30 protein-coding genes and 2 pseudogenes are annotated in these 23583 nt (G+C 58.2%); 6 read left to right on the top strand and 26 right to left on the bottom strand.

Annotated features, from left to right (window positions below):
• Window positions 1–135: 135 nt before the first annotated feature.
• Window positions 136–489 carry a lysozyme inhibitor LprI family protein gene (locus JZY08_RS08600; protein WP_216329924.1) on the top strand — a complete coding sequence of 118 codons (354 nt, stop codon included), beginning with the start codon at window positions 136–138 and terminating at the stop codon, window positions 487–489.
• A 3-nt stretch (window positions 490–492) separates the two neighbouring features.
• Here the strand turns inward: JZY08_RS08600 and JZY08_RS08605 are convergent, their stop codons facing one another.
• Together JZY08_RS08605 and ilvD are read right to left on the bottom strand one after the other, a co-directional pair.
• A complete protein-coding gene (locus JZY08_RS08605; RefSeq protein ID WP_216329925.1) occupies window positions 493–1494 on the bottom strand; it encodes a serine hydrolase in 1002 nt (333 codons plus the stop codon).
• Between the two features lie 387 nt (window positions 1495–1881).
• Window positions 1882–3717, bottom strand: a complete 1836-nt coding sequence (gene ilvD, locus JZY08_RS08610; RefSeq protein ID WP_003495241.1) for a dihydroxy-acid dehydratase — start codon at window positions 3715–3717, stop codon at window positions 1882–1884.
• A 312-nt stretch (window positions 3718–4029) separates the two neighbouring features.
• Here ilvD and msrP point away from each other — a divergent pair, with 312 nt between their 5' ends.
• Window positions 4030–4971: a protein-methionine-sulfoxide reductase catalytic subunit MsrP gene (gene msrP / locus JZY08_RS08615; RefSeq protein WP_216329926.1), complete on the top strand. Its 942-nt coding sequence runs from the start codon at window positions 4030–4032 to the stop codon at window positions 4969–4971.
• A gap of 2 nt (window positions 4972–4973) precedes the next feature.
• Window positions 4974–5621, top strand: coding sequence for a protein-methionine-sulfoxide reductase heme-binding subunit MsrQ (msrQ, locus tag JZY08_RS08620; protein ID WP_216329927.1), 648 nt, complete (start codon window positions 4974–4976; stop codon window positions 5619–5621).
• Here the strand turns inward: msrQ and JZY08_RS08625 are convergent.
• Window positions 5575–6003 (bottom strand): DUF2809 domain-containing protein, encoded by a 429-nt coding sequence (locus tag JZY08_RS08625; protein WP_216329928.1) that lies wholly within the window; start codon window positions 6001–6003, stop codon window positions 5575–5577. The genes msrQ and JZY08_RS08625 overlap by 47 nt on opposite strands.
• Window positions 6004–6058: 55 nt before the next feature.
• Between JZY08_RS08625 and JZY08_RS08630 the strand changes: the two are divergent.
• Together JZY08_RS08630 and JZY08_RS08635 are read left to right on the top strand one after the other, a co-directional pair.
• Window positions 6059–6556: pseudogene (locus JZY08_RS08630) on the top strand (DUF817 family protein); the annotation flags it as partial.
• Window positions 6557–6781: 225 nt separating this feature from the next.
• Entirely contained in the window at window positions 6782–7948 is a 1167-nt protein-coding gene (locus JZY08_RS08635; RefSeq protein ID WP_072495381.1) for an IS110 family transposase, read from the top strand.
• Window positions 7949–8080: 132 nt separating this feature from the next.
• Here JZY08_RS08635 and istB read toward each other — a convergent pair whose 3' ends face one another.
• Window positions 8081–8986 carry an IS21-like element helper ATPase IstB gene (gene istB / locus JZY08_RS08640; protein ID WP_246669768.1) on the bottom strand — a complete coding sequence of 302 codons (906 nt, stop codon included), beginning with the start codon at window positions 8984–8986 and terminating at the stop codon, window positions 8081–8083.
• Window positions 8928–10487, bottom strand: a pseudogene (istA, locus tag JZY08_RS08645) (IS21 family transposase). The gene istB and the pseudogene istA overlap by 59 nt, the downstream one beginning before the upstream one ends.
• A 184-nt stretch (window positions 10488–10671) precedes the next feature.
• Between istA and JZY08_RS27555 the strand changes: the two are divergent.
• A complete protein-coding gene (locus JZY08_RS27555) occupies window positions 10672–11619 on the top strand; it encodes a hypothetical protein (RefSeq protein WP_253204005.1) in 948 nt (315 codons plus the stop codon).
• 136 nt (window positions 11620–11755) lie between these two features.
• Here the strand turns inward: JZY08_RS27555 and rplQ are convergent, their stop codons facing one another.
• From rplQ to rplV, 21 genes are all read right to left on the bottom strand, one after another.
• Complete coding sequence (rplQ, locus tag JZY08_RS08655) at window positions 11756–12181, bottom strand: 50S ribosomal protein L17 (RefSeq protein ID WP_003495230.1); 426 nt, start codon at window positions 12179–12181, stop codon at window positions 11756–11758.
• 120 nt (window positions 12182–12301) lie between these two features.
• Window positions 12302–13312 (bottom strand): DNA-directed RNA polymerase subunit alpha, encoded by a 1011-nt coding sequence (locus JZY08_RS08660; protein WP_003495228.1) that lies wholly within the window; start codon window positions 13310–13312, stop codon window positions 12302–12304.
• Between the two features lie 196 nt (window positions 13313–13508).
• Window positions 13509–13898: a 30S ribosomal protein S11 gene (gene rpsK, locus JZY08_RS08665; RefSeq protein ID WP_003495225.1), complete on the bottom strand. Its 390-nt coding sequence runs from the start codon at window positions 13896–13898 to the stop codon at window positions 13509–13511.
• Between the two features lie 138 nt (window positions 13899–14036).
• A complete protein-coding gene (gene rpsM, locus JZY08_RS08670; RefSeq protein WP_003495222.1) occupies window positions 14037–14405 on the bottom strand; it encodes a 30S ribosomal protein S13 in 369 nt (122 codons plus the stop codon).
• Window positions 14406–14710: 305 nt separating this feature from the next.
• On the bottom strand, window positions 14711–15301 hold the full coding sequence (locus JZY08_RS08675; RefSeq protein WP_035242327.1) for an adenylate kinase: 591 nt from the start codon (window positions 15299–15301) through the stop codon (window positions 14711–14713).
• Complete coding sequence (secY, locus tag JZY08_RS08680; RefSeq protein ID WP_003495216.1) at window positions 15298–16638, bottom strand: preprotein translocase subunit SecY; 1341 nt, start codon at window positions 16636–16638, stop codon at window positions 15298–15300. Before secY ends, JZY08_RS08675 begins: the two co-directional genes overlap by 4 nt.
• A 334-nt stretch (window positions 16639–16972) precedes the next feature.
• On the bottom strand, window positions 16973–17452 hold the full coding sequence (gene rplO, locus JZY08_RS08685) for a 50S ribosomal protein L15 (protein ID WP_035224073.1): 480 nt from the start codon (window positions 17450–17452) through the stop codon (window positions 16973–16975).
• A 16-nt stretch (window positions 17453–17468) separates the two neighbouring features.
• The gene (gene rpmD, locus JZY08_RS08690; RefSeq protein WP_003495212.1) at window positions 17469–17675 is read right to left on the bottom strand and encodes a 50S ribosomal protein L30; all 207 of its coding nucleotides are present in this window, start codon (window positions 17673–17675) and stop codon (window positions 17469–17471) included.
• Window positions 17676–17686: 11 nt separating this feature from the next.
• Entirely contained in the window at window positions 17687–18256 is a 570-nt protein-coding gene (gene rpsE, locus JZY08_RS08695; protein WP_003495208.1) for a 30S ribosomal protein S5, read from the bottom strand.
• A 119-nt stretch (window positions 18257–18375) separates the two neighbouring features.
• The gene (gene rplR, locus JZY08_RS08700; RefSeq protein WP_035224069.1) at window positions 18376–18738 is read right to left on the bottom strand and encodes a 50S ribosomal protein L18; all 363 of its coding nucleotides are present in this window, start codon (window positions 18736–18738) and stop codon (window positions 18376–18378) included.
• Window positions 18739–18750: 12 nt separating this feature from the next.
• Window positions 18751–19284 (bottom strand): 50S ribosomal protein L6, encoded by a 534-nt coding sequence (gene rplF / locus JZY08_RS08705; protein ID WP_003495204.1) that lies wholly within the window; start codon window positions 19282–19284, stop codon window positions 18751–18753.
• A 42-nt stretch (window positions 19285–19326) separates the two neighbouring features.
• Window positions 19327–19725 (bottom strand): 30S ribosomal protein S8, encoded by a 399-nt coding sequence (rpsH, locus tag JZY08_RS08710; protein ID WP_004442588.1) that lies wholly within the window; start codon window positions 19723–19725, stop codon window positions 19327–19329.
• Window positions 19726–19737: 12 nt separating this feature from the next.
• Window positions 19738–20043, bottom strand: coding sequence for a 30S ribosomal protein S14 (gene rpsN / locus JZY08_RS08715; RefSeq protein ID WP_003495202.1), 306 nt, complete (start codon window positions 20041–20043; stop codon window positions 19738–19740).
• 33 nt (window positions 20044–20076) lie between these two features.
• On the bottom strand, window positions 20077–20631 hold the full coding sequence (gene rplE / locus JZY08_RS08720) for a 50S ribosomal protein L5 (RefSeq protein ID WP_003495201.1): 555 nt from the start codon (window positions 20629–20631) through the stop codon (window positions 20077–20079).
• On the bottom strand, window positions 20624–20932 hold the full coding sequence (rplX, locus tag JZY08_RS08725) for a 50S ribosomal protein L24 (protein WP_003495200.1): 309 nt from the start codon (window positions 20930–20932) through the stop codon (window positions 20624–20626). The genes rplE and rplX overlap by 8 nt, the downstream gene beginning before the upstream one ends.
• A 12-nt stretch (window positions 20933–20944) precedes the next feature.
• Complete coding sequence (rplN, locus tag JZY08_RS08730; RefSeq protein ID WP_003495199.1) at window positions 20945–21313, bottom strand: 50S ribosomal protein L14; 369 nt, start codon at window positions 21311–21313, stop codon at window positions 20945–20947.
• Between the two features lie 235 nt (window positions 21314–21548).
• The gene (rpsQ, locus tag JZY08_RS08735) at window positions 21549–21785 is read right to left on the bottom strand and encodes a 30S ribosomal protein S17 (protein WP_003495195.1); all 237 of its coding nucleotides are present in this window, start codon (window positions 21783–21785) and stop codon (window positions 21549–21551) included.
• Between the two features lie 11 nt (window positions 21786–21796).
• Window positions 21797–21997, bottom strand: coding sequence for a 50S ribosomal protein L29 (gene rpmC, locus JZY08_RS08740; RefSeq protein WP_003495193.1), 201 nt, complete (start codon window positions 21995–21997; stop codon window positions 21797–21799).
• Window positions 21998–22009: 12 nt separating this feature from the next.
• Window positions 22010–22423, bottom strand: a complete 414-nt coding sequence (gene rplP / locus JZY08_RS08745) for a 50S ribosomal protein L16 (protein WP_003495190.1) — start codon at window positions 22421–22423, stop codon at window positions 22010–22012.
• Between the two features lie 38 nt (window positions 22424–22461).
• Window positions 22462–23193 carry a 30S ribosomal protein S3 gene (gene rpsC, locus JZY08_RS08750; protein ID WP_003495188.1) on the bottom strand — a complete coding sequence of 244 codons (732 nt, stop codon included), beginning with the start codon at window positions 23191–23193 and terminating at the stop codon, window positions 22462–22464.
• Complete coding sequence (gene rplV, locus JZY08_RS08755; protein WP_003495184.1) at window positions 23193–23582, bottom strand: 50S ribosomal protein L22; 390 nt, start codon at window positions 23580–23582, stop codon at window positions 23193–23195. Before rplV ends, rpsC begins: the two co-directional genes overlap by 1 nt.
• Window position 23583 lies beyond the last annotated feature (1 nt).

Below are 23583 nucleotides of genomic sequence, written 5' to 3' on the forward strand. Positions count from 1 at the left end.
ACGTCAAAGCCTGTAAAGCAAAGAGCGGCAAGATGATGGCCGGCCATTTCGGTGCGGGGACAAGCGCCGGCAGTTGGAACCAACCACGCTGTTTTTCGGTTTCACCCACCAGACTGTCCTCAAAAGAGACGCCCCATGCATCTGAAACGCACACTTCTTGCCTCCAGCATTATCCTCGCCTTCTCCGCTCTTGTTTCGCCGGCCAGCGCGGCAAGTTTCGATTGCACGAAACCCGATCTTGCGGCGGACGAAAAGGCGATCTGCGACAACCGCGCCCTCAACGACCAGGATGTGAAGATGGCCACCACCTTCGACATCCTCACCCAGCTGATGGCGATGGGCGCACGCGACACGTTGCGTGACGAACAGAGCCAATGGCTGAAGAGGCGCCAGGAATGCGCGGCGGATGTCGCCTGCCTCACCGGCGCTTACGAGGAACACATGAACAAGCTCGGCGAAGCGTTCCAGAGCATCAACAGACCGCTTTGATTGTCACGCCACGCGGATGATGTTCTCCATCAGCTCGTGCAGCTGGTCGCGATAGCCGGTTCTGGCCGAAGGCGCGTCCTCGCGTGAGGTCATGACAACGGAAAGTCGTTTGGCGGGTACGATATAAAGCATCTGCCCGCCATAACCCCAGGCATAATAGACCGTCGAACCCGCCATCTCCTTGATGAACCAGCAATAACCATAACCATCGCCGTTAAAGACGGAATTGGTGCGCTGTTGCCAGGATTGGTCGATCCAGCTTTGCGAAATCAGCCGCTCGCCGCCCGGCGTCACCCCGCCCAGCCGGTAGAGCTCGCCAAAGGCAAGCAGCGAGCGCGCCGTCATCGCCATCTGGTTGCCGCCGAGATAGATGCCCTGTGGATCACGCTCCCAGCCGCCGATGGCGAAACCCTCCAGCGGCCGGAACCAGTCGCGCGCCAGAGAGAGCGTCGAGCGGCCGGATGCCTTGGTCAATATCGCCGAAAGCAGATGCGTGGAGCCGGTGGAATAAAGCATGCCGCCGCCCGGATCTCCGGCAAACCCAGACCCCAGAGCCATCCGCACCCAGTTGCGGCTGGCGACCCAGCGACCGTAATTCGGCCCGGACATGCGCTCCAGACCCGATTGCATGGAAAGCAGGTTGCCGATTGTCACCCTTTCCAGACGCGGATCGGGGTTCTGCGGAAAATCACCGCGCAGAATAGTGGCAATCAGCTGGTCGGCCCCATCAAGTATCTTGCGATCGATCGCCATGCCGACCAGCGCCGAAATGACCGATTTCGAGGCCGACTTGATGTTGGTGGAACCGTTGAGGCCGGCGCCATGATAGGCGCGGCTGGCCACCTCCCCGCCATCGACACTGACGATGACGGCCTTGAGGCTCGAAAGCGCATCCGCATTCCGCAGCAATGGTTCGAAACGGACGCCGTTGCCGGCGCTTTGCGCGCGGGCAAGATGGGCAACAGGCAGGGACGCAATGAGGGCGAGTGCGGTTCTTCTTTTCATGCTGTTGAAGTTAGCAATCACCACGCCGTGGAAAAGCCCCGCTGGACGAAATCACTCCAACGTGACCGCGGGGATAGCGGGCATCCGGCCGGGAGTTTTCGAATTTACAACGGTAAAACAGCGGGTTGCGCCGGCTTTAAGAATCAAGCTCTGAGGCAATTGATTCTGTTTCTGAACCGCGAGCAGCATTCGCCAAAAGCGCAATAAAAAGCCGCCCCGAAAGGGCGGCTGGTCAAGGATGATAGATCTATCCTCACATTCAACGTCTTCCTCGGGCTTGTCCCGAGGATCCATGGCGTTCACGGCTTATGGATCCTCGCCTCAAGGCGAGGATGACGGAGGAAGGTTGCGCACCTTCGCCCTTGCCCGAAACCGCCGAAAAGGCGCTTACTCCGGCAAGATCCGAACGGCACCCTTGTCCGCGCTGGACGCAAAAGCGGCGTAGGCCTTCAGCGCCGTCGTCACGTTACGCTTGCGCGGCGCCTCCGGCTTCCAGCCACGCTCTTCCTGTTCGGCGCGACGCGACGCGAGTTCCGCATCCGGCACATTGAGGTTGATCGTACGGTTCGGAATGTCGATCTCGATGAGATCGCCCTGGCGTACGAGGCCGATTGCGCCGCCCTGCGCCGCTTCCGGCGAGGCGTGACCGATGGAGAGGCCCGAAGTACCGCCGGAGAAACGACCATCAGTGATCAGCGCGCAGGCTTTGCCGAGGCCCTTGGACTTGAGGTAGCTGGTCGGATAGAGCATTTCCTGCATGCCCGGCCCGCCCTTCGGCCCTTCGTAACGGATGACGACGACGTCGCCCGCCTTGACCTCATTGCCTAGAATGCCCTTCACCGCCGCATCCTGGCTTTCGTAAACGACGGCCGGGCCGGTGAATTTCAGGATGGATTCGTCGACACCCGCCGTCTTCACGATGCAGCCGTCGAGCGCGATATTGCCGTAAAGCACGGCCAGACCGCCATCCTTGGAGAAAGGCTTTTCGACCGAACGAATGACGCCGTTGTCGCTATCCGTGTCCAGATCGTCCCAGCGCGAGGACTGGCTGAAGGCCACCTGCGTCGGCACGCCGCCCGGCGCCGCCTTGAAGAACTGCCGCACCGTTTCGCTGTTGGTGCGGGTAATGTCCCAGCGATCGATGGCGTCGCCCAGCGTCGCCTCGTGCACCGTATAGGTGTCTCGATTGATAAGACCGCCACGCTCCAGCTCGCCGAGAATACGCATGATACCGCCGGCGCGGTGAACATCTTCCATGTGCACGTCCTGCTTGGCGGGCGCAACCTTGGAAAGGCAGGGAACCTTGCGCGAAAGACGGTCGATGTCTTCCATGCCGAAATCGACGCCGCCCTCATGCGCGGCCGCCAGAATATGCAGCACCGTGTTGGTGGAGCCGCCCATGGCAATATCCAGTGACATGGCGTTTTCGAATGCCGCCTTGTTGGCAATGGTGCGCGGCAGGACGGTTTCATCATCCTGCTCGTAATAACGGCGGGCCAGATCGACGATCAGATGGCCGGCCTCGACGAAAAGGCGCTTGCGATCCGAATGGGTGGCGAGCGTCGAGCCGTTGCCGGGCAAGGACAGACCCAGCGCCTCGGTCAGACAGTTCATTGAATTGGCCGTGAACATGCCGGAACAGGAACCGCAGGTCGGGCAGGCGGAACGCTCGATGATCTTGACGTCCTCGTCGGAAATCTTGTCGTCGGCAGCCGCGACCATGGCGTCGACCAGATCGAGCGCGACCGTCTTGCCATGCAGGACGACCTTGCCCGCTTCCATCGGGCCGCCGGAAACGAAGACGGCGGGAATGTTCAGGCGCATCGCCGCATTCAGCATGCCGGGCGTGATCTTGTCGCAGTTGGAAATGCACACCATCGCGTCGGCGCAATGGGCATTGACCATATATTCCACCGAATCCGCGATGATTTCGCGCGAAGGCAGCGAATACAGCATGCCGTCATGGCCCATGGCGATACCATCATCGACCGCAATGGTGTTGAATTCCTTGGCGACGCCGCCTGCCGCCTCGATTTCGCGGGCAACAAGCTGGCCAAGGTCCTTCAGATGCACGTGACCGGGCACAAATTGGGTGAAGGAATTGACCACCGCGATGATCGGCTTGCCGAAATCGCTATCTTTCATGCCGGTGGCGCGCCAAAGGCCGCGCGCGCCCGCCATGTTGCGGCCGTGGGTTGTCGTTCTGGAGCGATAGGCTGGCATGGTGTTTTCCTCGATCTCATGGCAGAAAAGCGCATTTCCGCCGAAGCGGTCAAATGCCCCCTGCCCCATTTTGCGGTTTTTCTAGCGCAAACCGCAAGCCCTGTCACTGTCACCTTCGGGCAAAACAGTACGGTTCGGTACGGTACGCTCCATCTATGTCCGGCAATTCGGGTGGCATCTCATCACAAATGCGCGATTTCCGCCGTCCCATCGTTGTTTTTACACAGAGCGCTGAAACATATCTGTGCAGCGACCGTATTGGCTATCATAATCGATTTATCGCCGATGCACCCGGCTTTTGTGGAGGTTTGAATGCCCGCCTATCGTCCGCCCGTAATCGCGGCAAGAGAAATCACGCCAAAGAATGTCTACCTCTCCAGACGCGGCTTCCTCAGCACGGCGGCAGGGCTTGCGGCAGTAGGGCTGGCTGGCCGCGAGGCGATTGCCGCACCGCTGTCGGCAACAGCCGGTGCGTACAAGCTGGATGAAAAGCTCACCCCGCTCGATGCGGTCACCAGCTACAATAATTTCTACGAATTCGGCGTTGGAAAATCCGACCCCAAGGAAAACTCCGGCAAATTCAAGCCCAATCCCTGGACGTTGAAGGTGGACGGCCTCGTCTCCAAGCCACAGGAATTCGCCATCGAAGACCTCATGAAATATCCGCTGGAGGAGCGCACCTATCGCATGCGCTGCGTCGAGGGCTGGTCGATGGTCATTCCATGGATCGGCTTCCCACTCGCCGCCCTTCTCGACAAGGTGGAGCCGCTCGGCAGCGCGAAATACGTGTCGTTCGAAACCGTGGTGCGGCCCGAGGAAATGCCGGGCCAGAGCGGCCTCTTCCAGCCTCTGTCCTGGCCTTATGTCGAGGGCCTGCGCCTCGATGAAGCGCGCCATCCTCTCACCATCCTCGCCGTTGGCCTTTATGGCGAGACATTGCCGAACCAGAATGGCGCGCCGATCCGCCTCGTCGTTCCCTGGAAATATGGTTTCAAGGGCATCAAATCCATCGTGCGGATCTCGCTTGTCGAGGAACAGCCGGAAACCACCTGGAAAAACTCCAACGCCCGTGAATACGGCTTCTATTCCAACGTCAATCCGCATGTCGACCATCCCCGCTGGAGCCAGGCAACGGAACAGCGCATCGGCGAAGGCGGCTTTTTCGGCACGCAGAACCGCCCGACCCTGATGTTCAACGGTTATGATGAGGTGGCAAGCCTTTATACCGGGCTGGATCTGAAAGCGAATTACTGACCATGGCCTTCGCCCTGCCGCTTCCCTCGCTGCCGAAGCGTTACCAGCCGGCGGCCATCTGGTCGCTTTATGTCATCGGCCTCTGTCCGGGCCTCTGGTATTTCTATCTCGCCGCAACCGGCGGCCTCGGCTTCAATCCGGTCAAGGATTTCGAGCACCTGCTCGGCATCTGGGCGCTGCGCTTCCTGTGTCTGGGCTTGCTCGTGACGCCGCTGCGCGACCTGTTCAACATCAATCTCATCGCCTATCGCCGCGCGCTGGGGCTGATCGCCTTCTATTATGTGCTGGCCCATTTCACCGTCTATCTGGTGCTGGATCGCGGCCTGATCATCAGTTCCATCGCCGGTGATATTCTGAAGCGGCCCTATATCATGCTGGGCATGGCCGGGCTTCTCATGCTCGTTCCGCTGGCGCTCACCTCCAACCGCTGGTCCATCCGCAAGCTCGGCAGCCGCTGGAACACACTGCACAAACTCGTCTATCTCGTGCTCATCGTCGGCGTGCTGCATTTCGTGCTGGCGCGAAAATCGATCACGCTGGAGCCTGTGTTTTATATCAGCACGATGGTGGTGCTGCTCGGGTATCGGCTCGTGCGGCCATCGATCATGTCGATGAAGAGGGCGAAGCGCGCCAGACCCGTCCGGCCATAATGGCGGCGGCCCCAATCCCCGCGATATAACAGACTATATTCCACAGCGAAAAAACACGGCCGAGCAGCAAAGCGCCGGCCGTCGTAGCACGAAACGCATCCAGCGCCGGGAAATGAACAAGCCGGATAAGTTCTACAAGAACGACGGCAAGAATGGCGATGTGAACCTCATAGCCGTGCCAGCGGGAGGGAAAGGCGGCCGCCAGCAGCAGATACACCATCGCTCCCCAGAGCACGGATCCGCCATATTTTACCGCCACGAACGGCAGTCCCACGTCGTAACCGAACCTGCGCAGGCAAAGGCCGCAGACGATCACCGCCATAGCCCCCGCCAGAAGCCGGATGCGGGCGAAATAAGATGGGGATACGCGCGGCAGGCCCATACGGCTTCCTCCGGGTTTTCGTATGAAAGGTAACGAAGTGAGATCGGGGACGGAAATGAGCACATCAACAAGCACGGCCGCAAGCCGCCTCTCCGTCCTGGACAATCTCCTCTGCGATACCTATCCCTGGGGCGAACTCAAGGGCATCCGGCGTTTTATCGTAGAGTTTCTGTATTTCGGCATCAAGGAAGCCCGCGCCTGCATGTTCGCGGGCTTGTTCTTCGTCTCCATCTTCGTGGTACCGCATGGCGGTGTGCTCGGCATTCCCCGATATGACGTGCTGCTGATCATTGCGCTCGGCATCCAGTTCTTCATGATCTGGAGCAGGCTCGAAACGCTTGACGAGGCCAAGGCCATCCTGCTGTTCCATATCGTCGGCTTCGGACTGGAAGTGTTCAAGACATCGAGCGCCATCCAGTCATGGTCCTATCCGGATTTCGCCTATAGCAAAGTCCTCGGCGTGCCGCTGTTCTCCGGTTTCATGTATGCCGCCGTCGGCAGTTACATCATTCAGGCATGGCGGCTGCTGGATGTGCGCATTCGCCACTATCCTGTCAATCGGCGTCGTAACGGGACCCCTTATCGGCTCCCAAAAGGGACCCCTGCCTCTAGTTGCATCGGGTCAGCGCGCGTAGGCCCGGGGCTCTCCATTTAGCGCAAGGGCCTGCGGGCGCGGGTTGTTTGTCTTTTCGGCTTTAGATCCCATGAGGAGTGAACAGCGGCCGCCGCTCTGGCAGAGTGAGGTTGCATCTAAACACTCGCTCAGGAGGAGCAGTTTATGGAACCTGCATCCATTCAACCGACCGCTGTCCGCATCGATCTTGGCGCAATTTTTGTGTCATTGGAACTGAGCCGATCGACCTGGTTGATCACTTCGTTGTCGCCAGGCAGCGGCGAGAAGATGTCGAAGCATGTAGTGGCCGGTGGCAATGTAGCCGAGTTGCTGGAACGATTTGAGCAGCTACAGCAGAAGGCGCGATTGAGAACAGGGAAATTATTTCCCATCGTAACGATCCAGGAGGCAGGATTGGACGGCTTCTGGATACACCGCGTGCTGGAGGCTCACGGCATCGAGAGTTACGTCGTCGACGCAGCTTCGATCGCGACTTCCCGTCGACGTCGGCGTGCTAAGACCGACAAGATCGATGGAGAGGCTCTGACGCGCACATTGCTCGCGTTCAAGCGCGGCGAGCCACGCGTATGTGCGATGGTCAGAGCGCCAGATCCGAGTGACGAAGATCGGCGTCGGATTTGCCGGGAACGCAAAGTTTTGATTGCTGAGCGGGTCAGGCATGTCAATCGCGTGAAGGGGCTACTCTTTACTCAAGGCGTCAGCGGCTATCAGCCGCTCCGTAAAGATCGCCGTCAGCGGCTGGAGGAGCTTCAGACTGGAGATGGGCGTGAGTTACCGAAACACTTGAAGGCTCAAATCAATCGGGAACTCGACCGTCTCGAGTTGCTGCTAGAGCAGATCGCTGCAGTGGAGAGCGAGCGTAATTCTCTTCTATCGATGGAGGACCAGCCAGCGGTTGAGGCAACCTCGCCCGCAGCGATGCTGCTGTCCTTGAAGGGTGTTGGCGCTGAATTTGCCGCCGTTCTTTGGACCGAAGCCCTGTCCCGGCATTTTGATAATAGGCGGCAGATTGCCGCCTATGCCGGTTTGACACCAACCCCATGGATGAGCGGGACCATCGACCACGAGCAGGGTGTCTCAAAGGCAGGGAACCCTCGGCTGCGCACTACGATGATCCAACTATCGTGGCTGTGGCTACGCAATCAGCCAGCATCAGCGCTCAGCCGTTGGTTTGTGGATCGGGTTCAGTCGAATGGTGGACGCTTAAAGAAAGCCGCGATAGTTGCCTTGGCGCGCAAACTCCTTATCGCACTGTGGAAATTTGTCACTGCGGGTGTTCTCATCGAGGGGGCTGTCATGAAGACCGCCTGACAACCAAAAAATTGCCGAACACACAATCTTCCAGGACTGATCACTCCTGGCGGATCCAGGTGAGCGAACCGCCTCGAAGTCGGGCTTCAAATGCCGCGCTTTAGATTGGTCCCGTTCTCCTGAGCCTTGCCGCTACGCAAGCGGGATAATGGTGCTGCCGGACAAAACGGCGACCGTATGTGAGTTTGAACCGGTGAAGGAAACGTGCCGCGTCAAGCAAGGTGGCTCAGACCATGGGTTCGATACGAAATCGAAGGGGCACGCTATGAAACGATGATTGATCTTGACGACGAAATCCTCATGTGAGCTTTGAGAGCGGTTTTTAAAGCGCCAGGATTCGTTCCCGGTTTCCACGATCTCGCAATGGTGGGTGAGCCTGTCGAGCAGAGCGGCGGTCATCTTGGCGTCGCCGAATACGGCCGGCCACTCGCCGAAGGCCAGGTTCGTCGTGACGATGATGGACGTCCGCTCGTAGAGCCTGCTGATGAGGTGGAAGAGGAGCTGGCCGCCCGCCTGGGCAAATGGGAGATAGCCCAGTTCGTCCATGATGACGAAGTCGAGCCTGGTGATGAAGTCGGCCAGCCGTCCCTGTTTGCCGCTACGTGCCTCCGTCTCGAGCCGATTGACGAGGTCGACGACGTTGAAGAAGCGGCCGCGTGCGCCATTGCGGATCAGAGCACGAGCAAGGGCGATGGACAGGTGAGACTTTCCCGTGCCGGTTCCGCCGACCAGAACGATATTGTGCTGCTCGGCGAGGAAGGCCCCGGTTGCGAGTTGGCGCACCAGGCCTTCGTTGACCGGCGTGTCGGTGAAGTCGAAGTCGTCGATGTCCTTGGCCAGCGGCAGTTTGGCGACGGTGATTTGGTATTTGATGGAGCGCGCTTGCTTCTCGGCGATCTCCGACTGAAGCAGGTCACCGACGATGCGCGGCGGTTCGTGCTGTCGCTTGATGCCGGAGGCCATGATCTCGTCATAGGCGCTACGCATGCCGAACAGCTTCAGCGTGCCCATCATGTCGAGGATTTGGGATCGTTCCATATCAGCTTGCCCTCCTCAGGCTGTCGTAACGGGCGCAGTCGGCCAGAGGCTCATGGGTCAGGCGAAGCGCATCGGGGATGGAAAGGATGGCGGCCGGCTGCGGATCACGCTTGCGGGCCAGAATGTTGATGATGACGGCGGCCGAGAACACGCCCTGATCGATCGCCTCCTGGCAGGCCGCTTCGACGGCGGGGAGCCCGTCCAGGCCCACGCATTCGAGGATCGACACCATCTGCCGGTCGCCGTCATGCATTGCCTTCAGCCGGCGGCGCACCTTCTCCATGGCGGCGGGCAAAACCCAGTCGTGGAACGGCGCACCGTTGCGCAGTGCTCCCGGTTTGCGGGTCAGGACCGGCACGTAATGCCAGGGATTATAGATCGTCTCGCCACGGCCGAAGCAGCGATCGTGTTGGCCGATTTCCACGCCATCCTGCCGGATGACGATGCGATCTGCATAGGCATGTATCTCGGCAGGGCGGCCGACTGCCGTAGACAGTACCGAGTATTTGTTGTTGTCGAAACGCACGAGGCAGGTCTTGCCGATCGAGGCCTGCACAGCGTGGAAGCCGTCGAATTTGCCGGGATAGCCGACCAGGTGCGGCCGCTCCGCATCGAACACCTCCCAGATCGTGCGCTCCGTCTGATCGACGTGCTTATGAGCGCGGGCGTAACTGATGCACTTGTCCAGCAACCAGCCATTCAGTTCATCGTAGGATTTGAAGCGCAGTCGCGGCGTGAAGAAGCGTTCGCGCACCAGATTGACCTGGTTCTCGACCTGGCCTTTCTCCCACCCCGACGCCGGCGTGCAGGCCACCGGTTCGATCAGGTAATGGCTGCACATCTGTAGGAAGCGGCGATTGTATTGCCGTTCCTTGCCGACGAAGACCGTCTCCACCGCGGTCTTCATATTATCATAGATGCCGCGCGTGCAGGCCCCGCCGAAGAAAGCGAACGCCCTGTCATGGGCGTCGAAGACCATCTCTTGCGTCTCGCGCGGATAGGCTCTCACATACATCATCCGGCTGTGGCAGAGCCGGATATGCGCAACCTTCACCGTCGTCGTCACGCCGTTCAGCACGACAATCTCGTGGCTCCAGTCGAACTGGTAGGCCTCGCCCGGCGCGTAATAGAGCGGCACATAGGCTTGCGCCGTCACGGACCCGCGCTCCTTCGCCCATGTTCGGGCGTAACGCCGGACTGTGTCGTAACCGCCCTCGTAGCCGAGGTCGCGCAAGTCCTCGAATATCCGGATCAGTGTCAGCCGTTCGCGAGAAGATTTGGCCTCATTGGCGAGGAGCATTCCATCGAGCTGACCGCGCCAGGGGCCGAGCTTCGGCTGAGGTTGACGGGTCCGTTCGTATTTGAACTCCGTCTCATCGGTGCGCAAAACCTTCCGCACCACTTTCCGCGATATGCCCAACTCCCGGCAGATCGCCTTGATCGACTTGCCCTGAACATGGGCTAGCCGCCGTATCTTCAGAATTGTTTCCACAATAAGCATCCGAACAAAAAGCCTCCGATGAAACCGGAGGCTGTTGTAACCCCATTGCAGATGGGGGTCCCGTTTGGACGCCGATCACCCCATGTGCGGGGTCCTTATTCCATGCCTAATCACAGCCATTTTTTCCACGTCGCTAAAAACAGATTTAATCTCGTTAGTTCTATGAACTTGGAGACTACCAGCTGTGGAGAAGCTTGAAAGAAAACTCAAAATCTGTCGCCTGTATTTATCTTATGCCCGTCTGCAGATTCACCGAACAAAGGCCAATTTCAATCCAGATCAACCCAGAATACCCGCAGGTGATCCACGCGGTGGAGAATGGACTGCAGTCAATCATTCGGGCTCGCAAGACGAAGTTCCTTCTTCGGAAAAAAATACCCCGAAGGTAGATTTACGCAAGGAAGAAAACTACCGTGGCGCGCATACGCTACGATACCATGTCGGCAAAACCGATATGGAAATACTACTGCGGATGGGACCTCCAGCAAGATGGTGGATGCCTCGACCCTTCGTTATGTATCGAAACGGCAGCTTCGACAGTTATGGAGATACTGATTACTTTGTGAATAAAACTATTGCTCGCAATATCGAAACTGTAAGGCTTGTCTCCTCAGGTATCTTGCAACAAGCTTTTCTAATAACGAGATTCGGCCATCGCACAGGTGTCGAGGGTTTTAGAGAGACGCCGTACTCAGAAGCATATTTGCGCGTTGCCTACGAGGTTGGCGTGCAGATTATCCATGATCGCGACCGCCCGAACGGCTTTTATATCAATACGGCTTACCCCAGAAACGATGAGCCAATGAGGAAGAACGTCACCCCGCCCACCGTTTTCTTGAAGTTCACAAGCTATATGATCCAGGACTTCGAGTTGTTTGAAAGTCTCGACGCGGTACTGCTTTTTGGTCTCATGCATCTGACAAAAACGGAACGCAATGAACTCCTCGCATTTTTGCGATCCACACTGCGCCCAGATATCCCAAACAGTTTGATTGGAAAACTCTGGAACAAATCGAATGCCGAGTTCGGCAGCGATGACGACGGTATTCGTTGGCTGCTTCAACGTACTGCCGACTTGATTGAGAAGGATGACGGGACCGACGTTTACTACAACCGGCCATTTCGAAGTTAAAGTCGAGTGTTGCTCGAACATACGTCGTCCGAAACGGAAAACTTCCTTCAAGATCGAAAGGCCATTAAGGACGCAAAAAGCCGGGCGATCTCTCGCCCGGCTTTTTTAACTCACGACGCCTGAACGGCGTCAGACCTTATGCGGCTTCGGCAGCAGCAGCTTCTGCAGCAACGCGAGCCTTGTCGGCTGCGCCCTTGGCGTCAACGTCGCGCTCGACGAATTCAACGACGGCGAGAGCCGCGTTGTCGCCCTGGCGGAAGCCGGCCTTCATGATGCGCAGGTAGCCGCCATTGCGGGTTGCGTAACGCGAAGCGATCGCGTCGAACAGCTTGCGAACAGCGTCCTGATCCTTGATCTGCGAGATCGCCTGACGACGAGCGTGCAGGTCGCCGCGCTTGCCGAGGGTGACGAGACGCTCGACGATCGGGCGGATTTCCTTCGCCTTGGGAAGCGTGGTTACGATCTGCTCATGGGTGATGAGCGAAGCAGCCATGTTGGCAAACATTGCCTTACGGTGGCTGGCGGTTCTATTGAGCTTGCGGCCTGAATTTCCGTGGCGCATTGCTATTCTCCTTCTACGCAGGTTCCTTCTCTAAGGCCTGCCGTTTCCTGGCACATGCAGGTGACTTACCTGCTGTTTGACGGGGAAAGGCAGTCTTTAAAGGGTCTGCCTTTTTGATTGTTAGTACTGGTCTTCGTAACGCTTGGCGAGATCTTCGATGTTCTCAGGCGGCCATGCCGGTACTTCCATACCGAGGTGCAGGCCCATGGAAGCGAGAACTTCCTTGATTTCATTCAGCGACTTGCGACCGAAGTTCGGCGTGCGAAGCATTTCGGCTTCGGTCTTCTGGATCAGGTCGCCGATGTAAACGATGTTGTCGTTCTTCAGGCAGTTTGCCGAACGAACCGACAGCTCCAGCTCGTCGACCTTCTTGAGAAGCGCCGGGTTGAACGCAAGTTCGGTGACCGATTCTTCTTCTGCTTCCTTCTGCGGCTCGTCGAAGTTGACGAAGACGCCCAGCTGGTCCTGAAGAATGCGAGCGGCAAAGGCAACGGCATCTTCGCCGGAAACCGAACCGTTGGTCTCGATCGTCATGATCAGCTTGTCATAGTCGAGAACCTGGCCTTCACGGGTGTTTTCCACCTTGTAGGACACTTTCTTGACCGGAGAATAGAGGCTGTCCACCGGAATGAGGCCGATCGGGGCATCTTCCGCGCGGTTGCGCTCAGCCGGTACGTAACCCTTGCCGTTGTTGACGGTGAATTCCATGCGGATTTCAGCGCCATCGTCCAGCGTGCAGATCACGTGGTCGGGGTTCAGGATCTCGATGTCGCCAACCGTCTGGATGTCACCAGCGGTTACGGCACCCGGGCCCTGCTTGCGCACGACCATGCGCTTGGAATCGTCACCATCCATCTTGATGGCGATTTCCTTGATGTTAAGCACGATATCCGTCACATCTTCCCGAACGCCGGGAATGGAGGAGAATTCGTGCAGAACACCGTCGATCTGCACAGCCGTCACAGCGGCGCCGCGCAGAGAAGACAACAGAACGCGACGCAGCGCGTTGCCGAGGGTAAGACCGAAACCACGCTCCAGCGGCTCGGCAACCAGCGTTGCCTTGGTGCGGCTGGACGAGGTGAACTCGACCTTGTTCGGCTTGATAAGTTCCTGCCAGTTCTTCTGAATCATCTTTAAACCTTCCGTTCGCCGCCACCATCCAATCGTGACGGACCGAGCATGAAAACACTGAGAGGAACCTAATTCAGCGGTTCATCAGTGGGTTCTTGAGCGCAAGTCCGTCGATTGAAATCGACGCGCACACGCCAGATACACGAAAATTCCGCCTGACCTGAGGACAAGGCGGAATTTCCGAACCACGGTCGCGTCAGACGCGGCGCTTCTTGCGCGGACGGCAACCGTTGTGCGGGATCGGCGTCACGTCGCGAATGGAAGTGATCATGAAACCGGCAGCCTGCAGAGCGCGAAGTGCCGATTCACGGCCGGAACCCGGACCGCAAACTTCAACTTCAAGCGACTTCATGCCGTGTTCCTGAGCCTTCTTCGCGCAATCTTCAGCAGCGATCTGGGCAGCAAACGGGGTCGACTTGCGCGAACCCTTGAAGCCCTTGGCACCAGCAGACGACCAGGCAATGGCATTGCCCTGTGCGTCGGTGATGGTGATCATCGTGTTGTTGAAGGTCGAGTTGACGTGCGCGACGCCCGACGTGATATTTTTACGTTCGCGACGGCGAACACGTGCGGCTTCCTTGGCCATTTTATACCTTTCATTGATCTCTTCACCGCCGTAACACCAGCGGCTACACCGGCGATCGACCCGTATCCGGGCTTCACGCCAAACTCAGAAAGGCTGGCGCAGACCGCACCAGCCTCCCCTTTCCGGAGAACCGGAAAATTACTTCTTCTTACCAGCGATAGCCTTCGCCGGACCCTTGCGGGTGCGGGCGTTGGTGTGCGTGCGCTGACCGCGGACCGGAAGGCCACGACGGTGACGCAGGCCGCGGTAGCAGCCGAGGTCCATCAGACGCTTGATGTTCATCGACGTGTCGCGACGCAGGTCGCCTTCGACCTGGTAGTCGCGGTCGATGGCTTCGCGGATCTGAAGAACTTCAGCATCCGTCAGCTGATGGACGCGCTTGTCAGCCGGAAGACCGACCTTTTCCATGATTTCCTGCGCGAATTTCGGACCGATCCCGTGAATGTAGGTCAGCGCAATAACAACGCGCTTCGCGGTCGGGATGTTGACGCCAGCGATACGTGCCACGTCTCTTCTCCTTGGTTCCAGTTGCCATCCGGCAAGTGGTGATTCCATTCGAGCGGCCGACACGACCGCCAGTTCAAAATTGATGTCCGTGACAAGTCAAAACGACTGAACCCGGATCTCCCTTCCCTAAGGGAAATCCGCGCCAGTCGCTTGGGATGTCGCGAGTTGGCGCGGTGTTTAACGGAATCAGCGCAAAAAAGCAACCGGCTCCGCCAAGATTCTTTTACGATCCAAAGGATCTGCTCGATCCGGAGAGCGGGATATTGGGCAAAACCAACAAGGCTTTCACCATCCCGCACCGGCCATCAGGCCGAGGCCTTCTCCAGAACGCCTTCGATGGCTTCAGTAACGGCATCGACATCAGCCATGCCGTCGAGCGTCACAAGCTCACCCTGCTCGCTGTAATAGTTCGACAGCGGCGCGGTCTTTTCGCGATATTCCGTCAGCCGCTTACGGAAGGCTTCCGGATTGTCGTCGGAACGAACGGTGCCGCCGGCGGCGACGGTTTCCGCGACCCGGTTTTCGATTCGGCGAATCAGCGCCTCTTCGTCCACCTTCAGTTCAATCACGGCATCAAGGGCAAGATTCTTCTTGCGCATGTTCTCGGCAAGCGCCTTGGCCTGCGGAACGGTGCGCGGATAGCCGTCGAGAATAAAGCCCTTGGCACAGTCAGGCGCTTCGATGCGTTCGGAAACGATCTGATTGACGATATCGTCGGACACGAGCCCGCCGGCATCCATGACCGCCTTGGCTCGTTTGCCGATTTCGGTGCCCGCGCTGACCGCAGCGCGTAGCATGTCACCGGTGGAAAGCTGCGGGATCCCGTACTTGTCAGTCAGGCGCTTGGCCTGGGTTCCCTTGCCCGCACCCGGCGGACCCAAAAATATCAGTCTCATCGTCCCCTCTTTCCTCCACGCAACTTCGACTTCTTGATCAGCCCTTCATATTGCTGCGCGATCAGGTGACCCTGAATCTGCGCAACCGTATCAAGAGTTACACTGACAACGATCAAAAGCGAAGTACCACCAAGGGCTAACGGAATGCCCGTACGTGCGATAAGTGTCTCAGGAAGGATACACACGAAGACCAGATAAATCGCGCCGACCACCGTGATGCGGGTCAGGACGTAATCGATGTACTCCGCGGTGCGCTCGCCCGGACGAATGCCCGGAATGAAGCCGCCGTGCTTCTTGAGGTTATCGGCCGTGTCCTTCGGATTAAAGACGATAGCCGTGTAGAAAAACGCGAAGAACGCGATCAGCAGGCCGTACAGCGCCATGAACAGCGGCTGCCCATGCTGCAGCGACGCGATGATGGACGTCGCCCAGCCCGGCAGATTGGTGTTTCCGGCGAAGCCGGCAGCCGTCGCGGGCAGAAGCAGCAGCGAGGATGCGAAGATCGCGGGAATGACGCCGGCCGTGTTGAGCTTCAGCGGCAGGTGCGACGTATCGCCCTGGAACATCCGGTTGCCAACCTGTCGCTTCGGATATTGTATGAGCAGGCGACGCTGGGCGCGCTCCACGAAAACAATCAGTGCGATGACGCCGATGGCGACGACAACGACCATAAGGATGAGCGTGGTCGACAGCGCGCCGGTGCGGCCGAGTTCGAGCGTGCCGGCGAGCGCCTTGGGCAGACCTGCGGCAATGCCCGCAAAGATGATCAGCGAAATACCGTTACCGATACCGCGCGAGGTGATCTGTTCACCGAGCCACATCAGGAACATCGTGCCGCCAAGCAGTGTGATGACGGTGGAAACGCGGAAGAACCAGCCCGGATCGACCACAAGGCCAGCACCGCTCTCGAGGCCAACTGCAATACCGTAGGCCTGCAGCGTGCCGAGCAGCACCGTGCCGTAGCGCGTATACTGGTTGATGATCTTGCGGCCGGCTTCGCCTTCCTTCTTCAACGCTTCGAGCGAGGGCACGACCGAGGTCATGAGCTGCACGATGATCGAAGCGGAGATGTAAGGCATGATGCCGAGCGCGAAGATCGCCATACGCTCGACGGCGCCACCCGCAAACATGTTGAAAAGACCGAGAATACCGTTGGCCTGGCCCTGGAAGGCCTGCGCATAGGCTTCGGGGTTCAGGCCCGGAAGCGGAATATGGGTGCCGAGACGGTAGACGAGAAGTGCGGCAAGAGTAAACCAGAGACGTTTTTTCAGATCCTCCGCCTTAGCGAAGGTCGAAAAATTCAGGTTCGAAGCCAGTTGTTCCGCTGCTGAAGCCATAAATTTCTCCGAACGACCCTTGCCGGCCAGGAAAACCGGCCAATGCGGAAAGGTCTAAAAGATACCGGTTCAAAAACCGGGCTTCGGACGAACACGGCTTTGCGCCGCCATCATGCCTCACCCTGTTTTTTTATGTCCTATCCCCTCCCCTATGGAAGTTCAAGAACTGTGAGGCTCTCCCTGCAGCACTTTATGCCGCATGCGGACCGCTTGAAAGCCGAACCGCGAAGAGTTTGCCTTGATGCCTGTATAAATCGATTTAGATCGAAAGCACCATAGGCCAGGGAGCGCAAACGCCCGGAGCGACGAGCCCCGGGCGTCTGAAGTCTATATATTACTCGGAGGCTTCTGCTGCAACTGCGAGAAGCTTGATCGAGCCGCCAGCCTTTTCGATCTTTTCGATTGCGGGCTTGGAAGCACCGGCAACTTCGAAAGCGACCTTGGCCTTCAGTTCGCCGTCCGCGAGGATGCGAACGCCGTCCTTGGCGCGACGGATAACGCCGGCAGCCTTGAGAGCAGCAGCATCGATCGTTGCGGAAGCGTCGAGCTTCTTGGCGTCGATGGCGGTCTGGATGCGGCCGAGCGATACGACAACATATTCGGAAGCGAAGATGTTGTTGAAACCGCGCTTCGGCAGACGACGGTAGATAGGCATCTGACCGCCTTCAAAACCGTTGATGGCTACGCCCGAACGAGCCTTCTGACCCTTAACACCGCGACCACCGGTCTTGCCCTTGCCGGAACCGATACCGCGACCTACGCGGATACGATCCTTGGAGGCGCCTTCGTTGTCTCTGATTTCATTGAGTTTCATGATAGGTTACTCCGTCTCACTTCTCGTCAACGACGCGAACGAGATGCTGGACCGCACGGATCATGCCGCGAACCGCAGGAGTATCTTCCAGGGTGCGCTGACGATGCATCTTGTTGAGACCCAGACCGACCAGCGTCTGACGCTGGATTGCCGGGCGGCGAATAGGGCTGCCGATCTGTTCGACCGTAACAGTCTTCTTGGCTTCAGTAGTCTTCTTGGCCATGATCCAGCTCCTTATTCTTCAGAAGCGTTGCCGGAGGCGGCACGGCGAGCCTGAAGCGTTGCATACTTGAGACCGCGCTGTGCAGCGATGTCCTTCGGATGAACCTGATGCTTCAGAGCGTCGAACGTTGCGCGAACCATGTTGTACGGGTTCGAAGAACCGGTCGACTTGGCAACAACGTCGTGAACACCCAGGGTTTCGAAAACGGCGCGCATCGGGCCACCGGCGATGATACCGGTACCGGCCTTGGCCGAACGCAGCAGAACCTTGCCTGCGCCGTGACGGCCATTGACGTCGTGATGCAGAGTGCGGCCATCGCGCAGCGGAACGAAGATCAGATCGCGCTTGGCGCTCTCGGTAGCCTTACGGATGGCTTCCGGAACTTCGCGAGCCTTGCCGTGACCGAAGCCAACGCGGCCCTTCTGGTCGCCGACGACGACGAGAGCGGCGAAGCCGAAGCGACGGCCACCCTTAACAACCTTTGCAACGCGGTTGATCGCGACCAGCTTGTCGACGAATTCGCTATCGCGCTCTTCACGGTTCTGGCGATCGTCGCGAGAACCTCTTTTTTCCTGTGCCATTGTCCTTGTCCTTTTTCTTTTACGGGTGGAACGGCAAACGAAAAGACCACCGGCCTCTTTGAGGAGACCCGCATGGCCCGGTGAAATTCCGCCCGGATCGTTGTCCGGGCGGAAAAAAATCAGAAGTTCAGGCCGCCTTCGCGGGCAGCTTCAGCCACGGCCTTGATGCGGCCGTGATAGATGAACGCGCCACGGTCGAATACGACATCCTTGACGCCAGCCTTGACGGCGCGCTCGGCAACGAGCTTGCCTACGACAGCTGCTGCTGCAACGTCGGCGCCGGTCTTGAGCGAGCCGCGCAGATCTGCTTCGAGCGTGGAGGCAGACGCGAGCGTCTTGCCAGCAACATCATCGATGATCTGTGCGTAGATGTTCTTCGACGAGCGATGAACCGACAGGCGCGGGCGGCCATTGGCAACCGCCTTGATCTGGCGGCGCACACGGCTCGCGCGACGTGCAAGTGCTTCTTTCCTGCTAGCCATTTCGCGTGATCCTTACTTCTTCTTGCCTTCTTTGCGGACGATACGCTCTTCAGCGTACTTCACGCCCTTGCCCTTGTAGGGCTCGGGACCGCGGTATTCGCGGATTTCCGCGGCTACCTGACCGACCTGCTGCTTGTTGATGCCGGAAACGATGATTTCCGTCGGCTTCGGAACGGCAATGGTGATGCCGACCGGAGGCTCGTAAACAACGTCGTGGGAAAAACCGAGAGCCAGCTGCAGGTTCTTGCCCTGCATGGCGGCACGGTAACCAACGCCGTTGATTTCGAGCTTGCGCTCATAGCCGTCCTTAACACCCTTGAAGATGTTCTCGATCATCGTGCGGGACATGCCCCACTTCGAGCGAGCTTCCTTGGTGCCGTTAGCCGGCGTTACGGAAACGCCGTTATCTTCGAGCTTCAGCTGAATGTCGTCATTAGCGACGAAAAACAGTTCACCCTTCGGGCCCTTAGCAGTGACCTTCTGGCCGTCGACATTGGCCGTAACACCTGCTGGAACCGGAACGGGCTTTTTACCGATACGAGACATTATTCAATCCTGTCTGTTCGTTATGGAGATCCTGCTTTGGCCTTAGAAGACCGAGCAAAGAACCTCGCCACCAACGTTCTGTTCGCGAGCCTGGTGATCGGCCATCACGCCCTTCGGGGTCGAAAGGATGGTGATGCCGAGGCCGTTCGCGACCTGCGGAATGGACTTAACCGAGACATAAACTCGGCGGCCCGGCTTGGAAACGCGGCCGATCTCACGGATCACGGATGCGCCTTCGTAGTACTTCAGTTCGATGGTGAATTCGGACTTGCCGTTTTCGAAATCGACCTTGGAATAACCGCGAATGTAGCCTTCAGACTGAAGCACGTCGAGAACGCGTGCGCGCAGGCTGGAAGCAGGCGTGCTTACCGACGACTTGCGGCGAGCAGCACCATTGCGGATGCGGGTGAGCATATCACCCAAAGGATCAGTCATGGTCATGTGCCCGTCTCCTTACCAGCTCGACTTGACAATGCCCGGCACCTTGCCGGAATTGCCCAGCTCACGAAGCGCGATACGCGACATCTTGAGCTTGCGATAGAACGCGCGCGGACGGCCCGTTACTTCGCAGCGGTTGCGGATACGCGTCTTCGAGCCGTCACGCGGCAGCGAAGCGAGCTTCAGAGTGGCCTTGAACCGGTCTTCGATCGGAAGGGACTGGTTCATCACGATCGCCTTCAGTGCAGCGCGCTTGGTGGCCTGCTGGGCGACCGACTTGCGGCGGCGCTTGTTCTTTTCAACTGCGCTTGTTTTCGCCATATCGGAGTTCCTTTTCTACGCTCGTCGTTACGGTTAGTGACGGAACGGGAAGTTGAACTCTGTAAGCAGAGCCCGAGCTTCGTCGTCCGACGTCGCCGTCGTGCAAACGATGATGTCCATGCCCCACATCTGATCAACCTTATCGTAGTTGATCTCAGGGAACACAATGTGTTCCTTGATGCCCATGGCGAAGTTGCCACGGCCGTCAAAGCTCTTGGGGTTCAGACCCCGGAAGTCGCGAACGCGCGGCAGCGCGATGTTGACCAGACGATCAAGGAATTCGTACATGCGTGCGCCACGAAGGGTAACCTTCGCACCGATCGGCATGCCTTCGCGAACCTTGAAACCAGCGATCGAGTTGCGAGCGCGGGTAACGACCGGCTTCTGGCCGGCAATTGCAGCCAGATCGCCGGCAGCAATCGTGGGCTTCTTGGAATCGGCAGTCGCTTCGCCAACACCCATGTTGATCACGATCTTTTCAAGCTTCGGGATCATCATCACGTTGGCGTAGGAGAACTTCTCCTGCATGGCGCCACGGATACGGGAAACGTATTCCGTCTTGAGACGCGGCTCGTACTTATCAGCCATCGATCACTTCTCCCGAACGCTTGGCCACGCGGACCTTCTTGCCATCCACAACAGAGAAGCCAACGCGGGTCGGCTTGCCATCCTTGTCGACGATGGCGATGTTGGAGATGTGCAAGGATGCTTCCTTGTTGATGATGCCGGCTTCCTGTGCCTGGGTCTGGCGCTGGTGACGCTTCACCATGTTTACGCCACGCACAACGGCACGGTCTTCTTTCGGCATCACCTGGATTACTTCGCCGGTACGGCCCTTGTCCTTACCGGTCAATACGACAACCTTGTCGCCTTTACGAATTTTCTGCATCGCTATAGCTCCTTACAGCACTTCTGGAGCCAGCGAGATGATCTTCATGTGGTTCTTGGCGCGAAGTTCGCGCGGAACCGGTCCGAAGATACGGGTGCCGATCGGCTCTTTCTTGTTGTCGATAAGAACGGCTGCGTTGTTATCGAAACGGATGACGCTGCCGTCAGCGCGGCGGATGTCCTTGGCGGTGCGAACGACAACCGCCTTCATCACGTCGCCCTTCTTGACGCGGCCGCGCGGAATAGCTTCCTTGATGGAAACGACAATGATGTCGCCAACAGAAGCATATTTGCGCTTCGAGCCGCCCAGCACCTTGATGCACATGACACGACGTGCGCCGGAATTATCCGCCACGTCGAGGTTTGTTTGCATCTGAATCATGTCAGGTCGCCTTCTTGTTGTTACCGGAACGGTTGGGCAAACTCTCCCGAGCGAGCCCCCTGCCCCAGCTTATGAATATATCTTCGTCTTGCGCGGAAATGTCGTGACAGGGTGGTTTCCCGAGGGACCTTCCGTGCGCATCAAAGCAAAAGACGCTCGATTCACGAGCGTCCTTGCGGTGCTTCATACAGGATTTCGCGCCAAGTACAAGAGACCTGGCGCGATTCTGTTGAAATTAAGCCTGGGCGGAAACGACCGTCCAGCGCTTGTCCTTGGAGATCGGTGCGCATTCCTCGATGGAAACGACATCGCCGACCTTATACTGATTGTTTTCGTCGTGCGCCTTGTACTTCTTCGAACGGCGAACGGTCTTCTGAAGCAGCGGGTGAGCGAATCGACGCTCAACGCGGACAACGACAGTCTTCTCGTTCTTGTCGGACACTACGACGCCCTGCAGAATGCGTTTCGGCATATTATTTTTCCTTAGGCCTTGGCTTCTGCCGCCTTCTGGCGGGCAATGGTTTTAACGCGGGCGATGTCCTTGCGGACTTCGTTGATGCGCGAGGACTTCTCCAGCTGGCCAGTTGCCTTCTGGAAGCGCAGGTTGAACTGCTCCTTCTTCAGATCGGCGAGCTTGTCCTTGAGCTGGTCGGCGCTGAGGCCGCGAACTTCATCGGCTTTCATGTGCCTTGCTCCTTACTCTGCGATGCGCTGTACGAAGCGCGTCTTGACCGAGAGCTTGGCAGCGCCGAGACGAAGCGCCTCGCGGGCGATCTCCTCGGACACACCGTCGATCTCGAACATCATACGACCGGGCTTGACCTTGCATGCCCAGTAATCGACCGAACCCTTGCCCTTACCCATACGAACTTCGGTCGGCTTTGCCGTTACCGGAACGTCGGGGAATACGCGGATCCACACACGACCTGCGCGCTTCATGTAACGCGTGATCGCGCGGCGGGCCGCTTCGATCTCGCGCGCGTTCACGCGGTTCGGTTCCTGCGACTTCAAGCCGAATTCACCGAATGCCAGGTCAAAGCCGCCCTTGGCGACGCCCTTAATGCGTCCCTTGAACTGCTTACGGTACTTAGTACGCTTTGGCTGCAACATTTTCTTACTTCTCCGAGCTTATCTTTCGCCAGCGTCAATCAAGCGTTTTCGCGACGACGATCGGGACGATCGCCACGCTCGCGGCTTGCAGGGCCCTGCGCATCGCCTTCGAGACCGCGACGCTCAGAAGCCATCGGATCGTGCTCAAGGATTTCGCCCTTGAAGATCCAGACCTTGATGCCGCAGATACCGAATGCGGTTTCCGCTTCAGCCGTGCCGTAATCGATGTCCGCACGCAGAGTGTGCAGCGGAACGCGGCCTTCGCGGTACCATTCGGTACGAGCGATTTCTGCGCCACCGAGACGGCCGCCGCAGGTGATCTTGATGCCTTCGGCGCCAAGACGCATTGCGGACTGAACAGCACGCTTCATCGCACGGCGGAAAGCCACGCGGCGCTCGAGCTGCTGAGCGATCGACTGGGCAACCAGCGTCGCGTCGATTTCCGGCTTGCGCACTTCAACGATGTTGAGGTGCGTTTCGGAGTTGGTCATCTCGGAAAGCTTCTTGCGAAGCTTCTCGATGTCCGCGCCCTTCTTGCCGATGATCAGACCCGGGCGAGCCGAGTGGATCGTAACGCGGCACTTCTTGTGCGGACGCTCGATGACCACCTTGGCGATACCGGCCTGCTTGAGTTCCTTGATCAGGTAAGCCCGGATCTTCAGGTCTTCATGCAGAAGCTTGCCGTATTCAGCAGTGTCAGCGTACCAGCGGCTATCCCAGGTACGGTTGATGCCGAGGCGGAAGCCGATCGGATTGATTTTCTGACCCATTATGCGGCCTCCCCTTTTTCCTCAACTTCACGAACAACGATCGTGAGGTGAGAGAACGGCTTTTCAATGCGGGAAGCACGACCACGGCCACGGGCGTGGAAACGCTTCATGGTGATGGACTTGCCAACATAGGCCTCGGCGACGACGAGAGCGTCGACGTCGAGGTCATGGTTGTTTTCCGCATTGGCAATCGCAGATTCAAGCGTCTTCTTGACGGTGCCTGCAATGCGCTTGCGGGAGAATTCGAGCTCGGCGAGAGCGCGATCTACCTTCTTGCCACGGATAAGAGCGGCAACCAGGTTGAGTTTCTGGGGGCTGACGCGGAGCGTACGGGCAATGGCCTGAGCCTCATTGTCCTTCAGCCGGCGTTCGGTCTTAGCCTTCGCCATG

Origin of the sequence: Rhizobium sp. X9 (genome assembly GCF_018873185.1) — a bacterium.
In the GTDB taxonomy this organism is placed as follows: Bacteria; Pseudomonadota; Alphaproteobacteria; order Rhizobiales; family Rhizobiaceae; genus Agrobacterium; species Agrobacterium oryzihabitans.

Bases quoted from the DNA above. Each gene is read 5' to 3' on its own strand.
- JZY08_RS08600 (WP_216329924.1), top strand. From the start codon at position 136: ATGCATCTGAAACGCACACTTCTTGCCTCCAGCATTATCCTCGCCTTC.
- JZY08_RS08605 (WP_216329925.1), bottom strand. From the start codon at position 1,494: ATGAAAAGAAGAACCGCACTCGCCCTCATTGCGTCCCTGCCTGTTGCC.
- ilvD (WP_003495241.1), bottom strand. From the start codon at position 3,717: ATGCCAGCCTATCGCTCCAGAACGACAACCCACGGCCGCAACATGGCG.
- msrP (WP_216329926.1), top strand. From the start codon at position 4,030: ATGCCCGCCTATCGTCCGCCCGTAATCGCGGCAAGAGAAATCACGCCA.
- msrQ (WP_216329927.1), top strand. From the start codon at position 4,974: ATGGCCTTCGCCCTGCCGCTTCCCTCGCTGCCGAAGCGTTACCAGCCG.
- JZY08_RS08625 (WP_216329928.1), bottom strand. From the start codon at position 6,003: ATGGGCCTGCCGCGCGTATCCCCATCTTATTTCGCCCGCATCCGGCTT.
- JZY08_RS08635 (WP_072495381.1), top strand. From the start codon at position 6,782: ATGGAACCTGCATCCATTCAACCGACCGCTGTCCGCATCGATCTTGGC.
- istB (WP_246669768.1), bottom strand. From the start codon at position 8,986: ATGGAACGATCCCAAATCCTCGACATGATGGGCACGCTGAAGCTGTTC.
- rplQ (WP_003495230.1), bottom strand. From the start codon at position 12,181: ATGCGCCACGGAAATTCAGGCCGCAAGCTCAATAGAACCGCCAGCCAC.
- JZY08_RS08660 (WP_003495228.1), bottom strand. From the start codon at position 13,312: ATGATTCAGAAGAACTGGCAGGAACTTATCAAGCCGAACAAGGTCGAG.
- rpsK (WP_003495225.1), bottom strand. From the start codon at position 13,898: ATGGCCAAGGAAGCCGCACGTGTTCGCCGTCGCGAACGTAAAAATATC.
- JZY08_RS08675 (WP_035242327.1), bottom strand. From the start codon at position 15,301: ATGAGACTGATATTTTTGGGTCCGCCGGGTGCGGGCAAGGGAACCCAG.
- secY (WP_003495216.1), bottom strand. From the start codon at position 16,638: ATGGCTTCAGCAGCGGAACAACTGGCTTCGAACCTGAATTTTTCGACC.
- rplO (WP_035224073.1), bottom strand. From the start codon at position 17,452: ATGAAACTCAATGAAATCAGAGACAACGAAGGCGCCTCCAAGGATCGT.
- rpmD (WP_003495212.1), bottom strand. From the start codon at position 17,675: ATGGCCAAGAAGACTACTGAAGCCAAGAAGACTGTTACGGTCGAACAG.
- rpsE (WP_003495208.1), bottom strand. From the start codon at position 18,256: ATGGCACAGGAAAAAAGAGGTTCTCGCGACGATCGCCAGAACCGTGAA.
- rplR (WP_035224069.1), bottom strand. From the start codon at position 18,738: ATGGCTAGCAGGAAAGAAGCACTTGCACGTCGCGCGAGCCGTGTGCGC.
- rplF (WP_003495204.1), bottom strand. From the start codon at position 19,284: ATGTCTCGTATCGGTAAAAAGCCCGTTCCGGTTCCAGCAGGTGTTACG.
- rpsH (WP_004442588.1), bottom strand. From the start codon at position 19,725: ATGACCATGACTGATCCTTTGGGTGATATGCTCACCCGCATCCGCAAT.
- rpsN (WP_003495202.1), bottom strand. From the start codon at position 20,043: ATGGCGAAAACAAGCGCAGTTGAAAAGAACAAGCGCCGCCGCAAGTCG.
- rplE (WP_003495201.1), bottom strand. From the start codon at position 20,631: ATGGCTGATAAGTACGAGCCGCGTCTCAAGACGGAATACGTTTCCCGT.
- rplX (WP_003495200.1), bottom strand. From the start codon at position 20,932: ATGCAGAAAATTCGTAAAGGCGACAAGGTTGTCGTATTGACCGGTAAG.
- rplN (WP_003495199.1), bottom strand. From the start codon at position 21,313: ATGATTCAGATGCAAACAAACCTCGACGTGGCGGATAATTCCGGCGCA.
- rpsQ (WP_003495195.1), bottom strand. From the start codon at position 21,785: ATGCCGAAACGCATTCTGCAGGGCGTCGTAGTGTCCGACAAGAACGAG.
- rpmC (WP_003495193.1), bottom strand. From the start codon at position 21,997: ATGAAAGCCGATGAAGTTCGCGGCCTCAGCGCCGACCAGCTCAAGGAC.
- rplP (WP_003495190.1), bottom strand. From the start codon at position 22,423: ATGTTGCAGCCAAAGCGTACTAAGTACCGTAAGCAGTTCAAGGGACGC.
- rpsC (WP_003495188.1), bottom strand. From the start codon at position 23,193: ATGGGTCAGAAAATCAATCCGATCGGCTTCCGCCTCGGCATCAACCGT.
- rplV (WP_003495184.1), bottom strand. From the start codon at position 23,582: ATGGCGAAGGCTAAGACCGAACGCCGGCTGAAGGACAATGAGGCTCAG.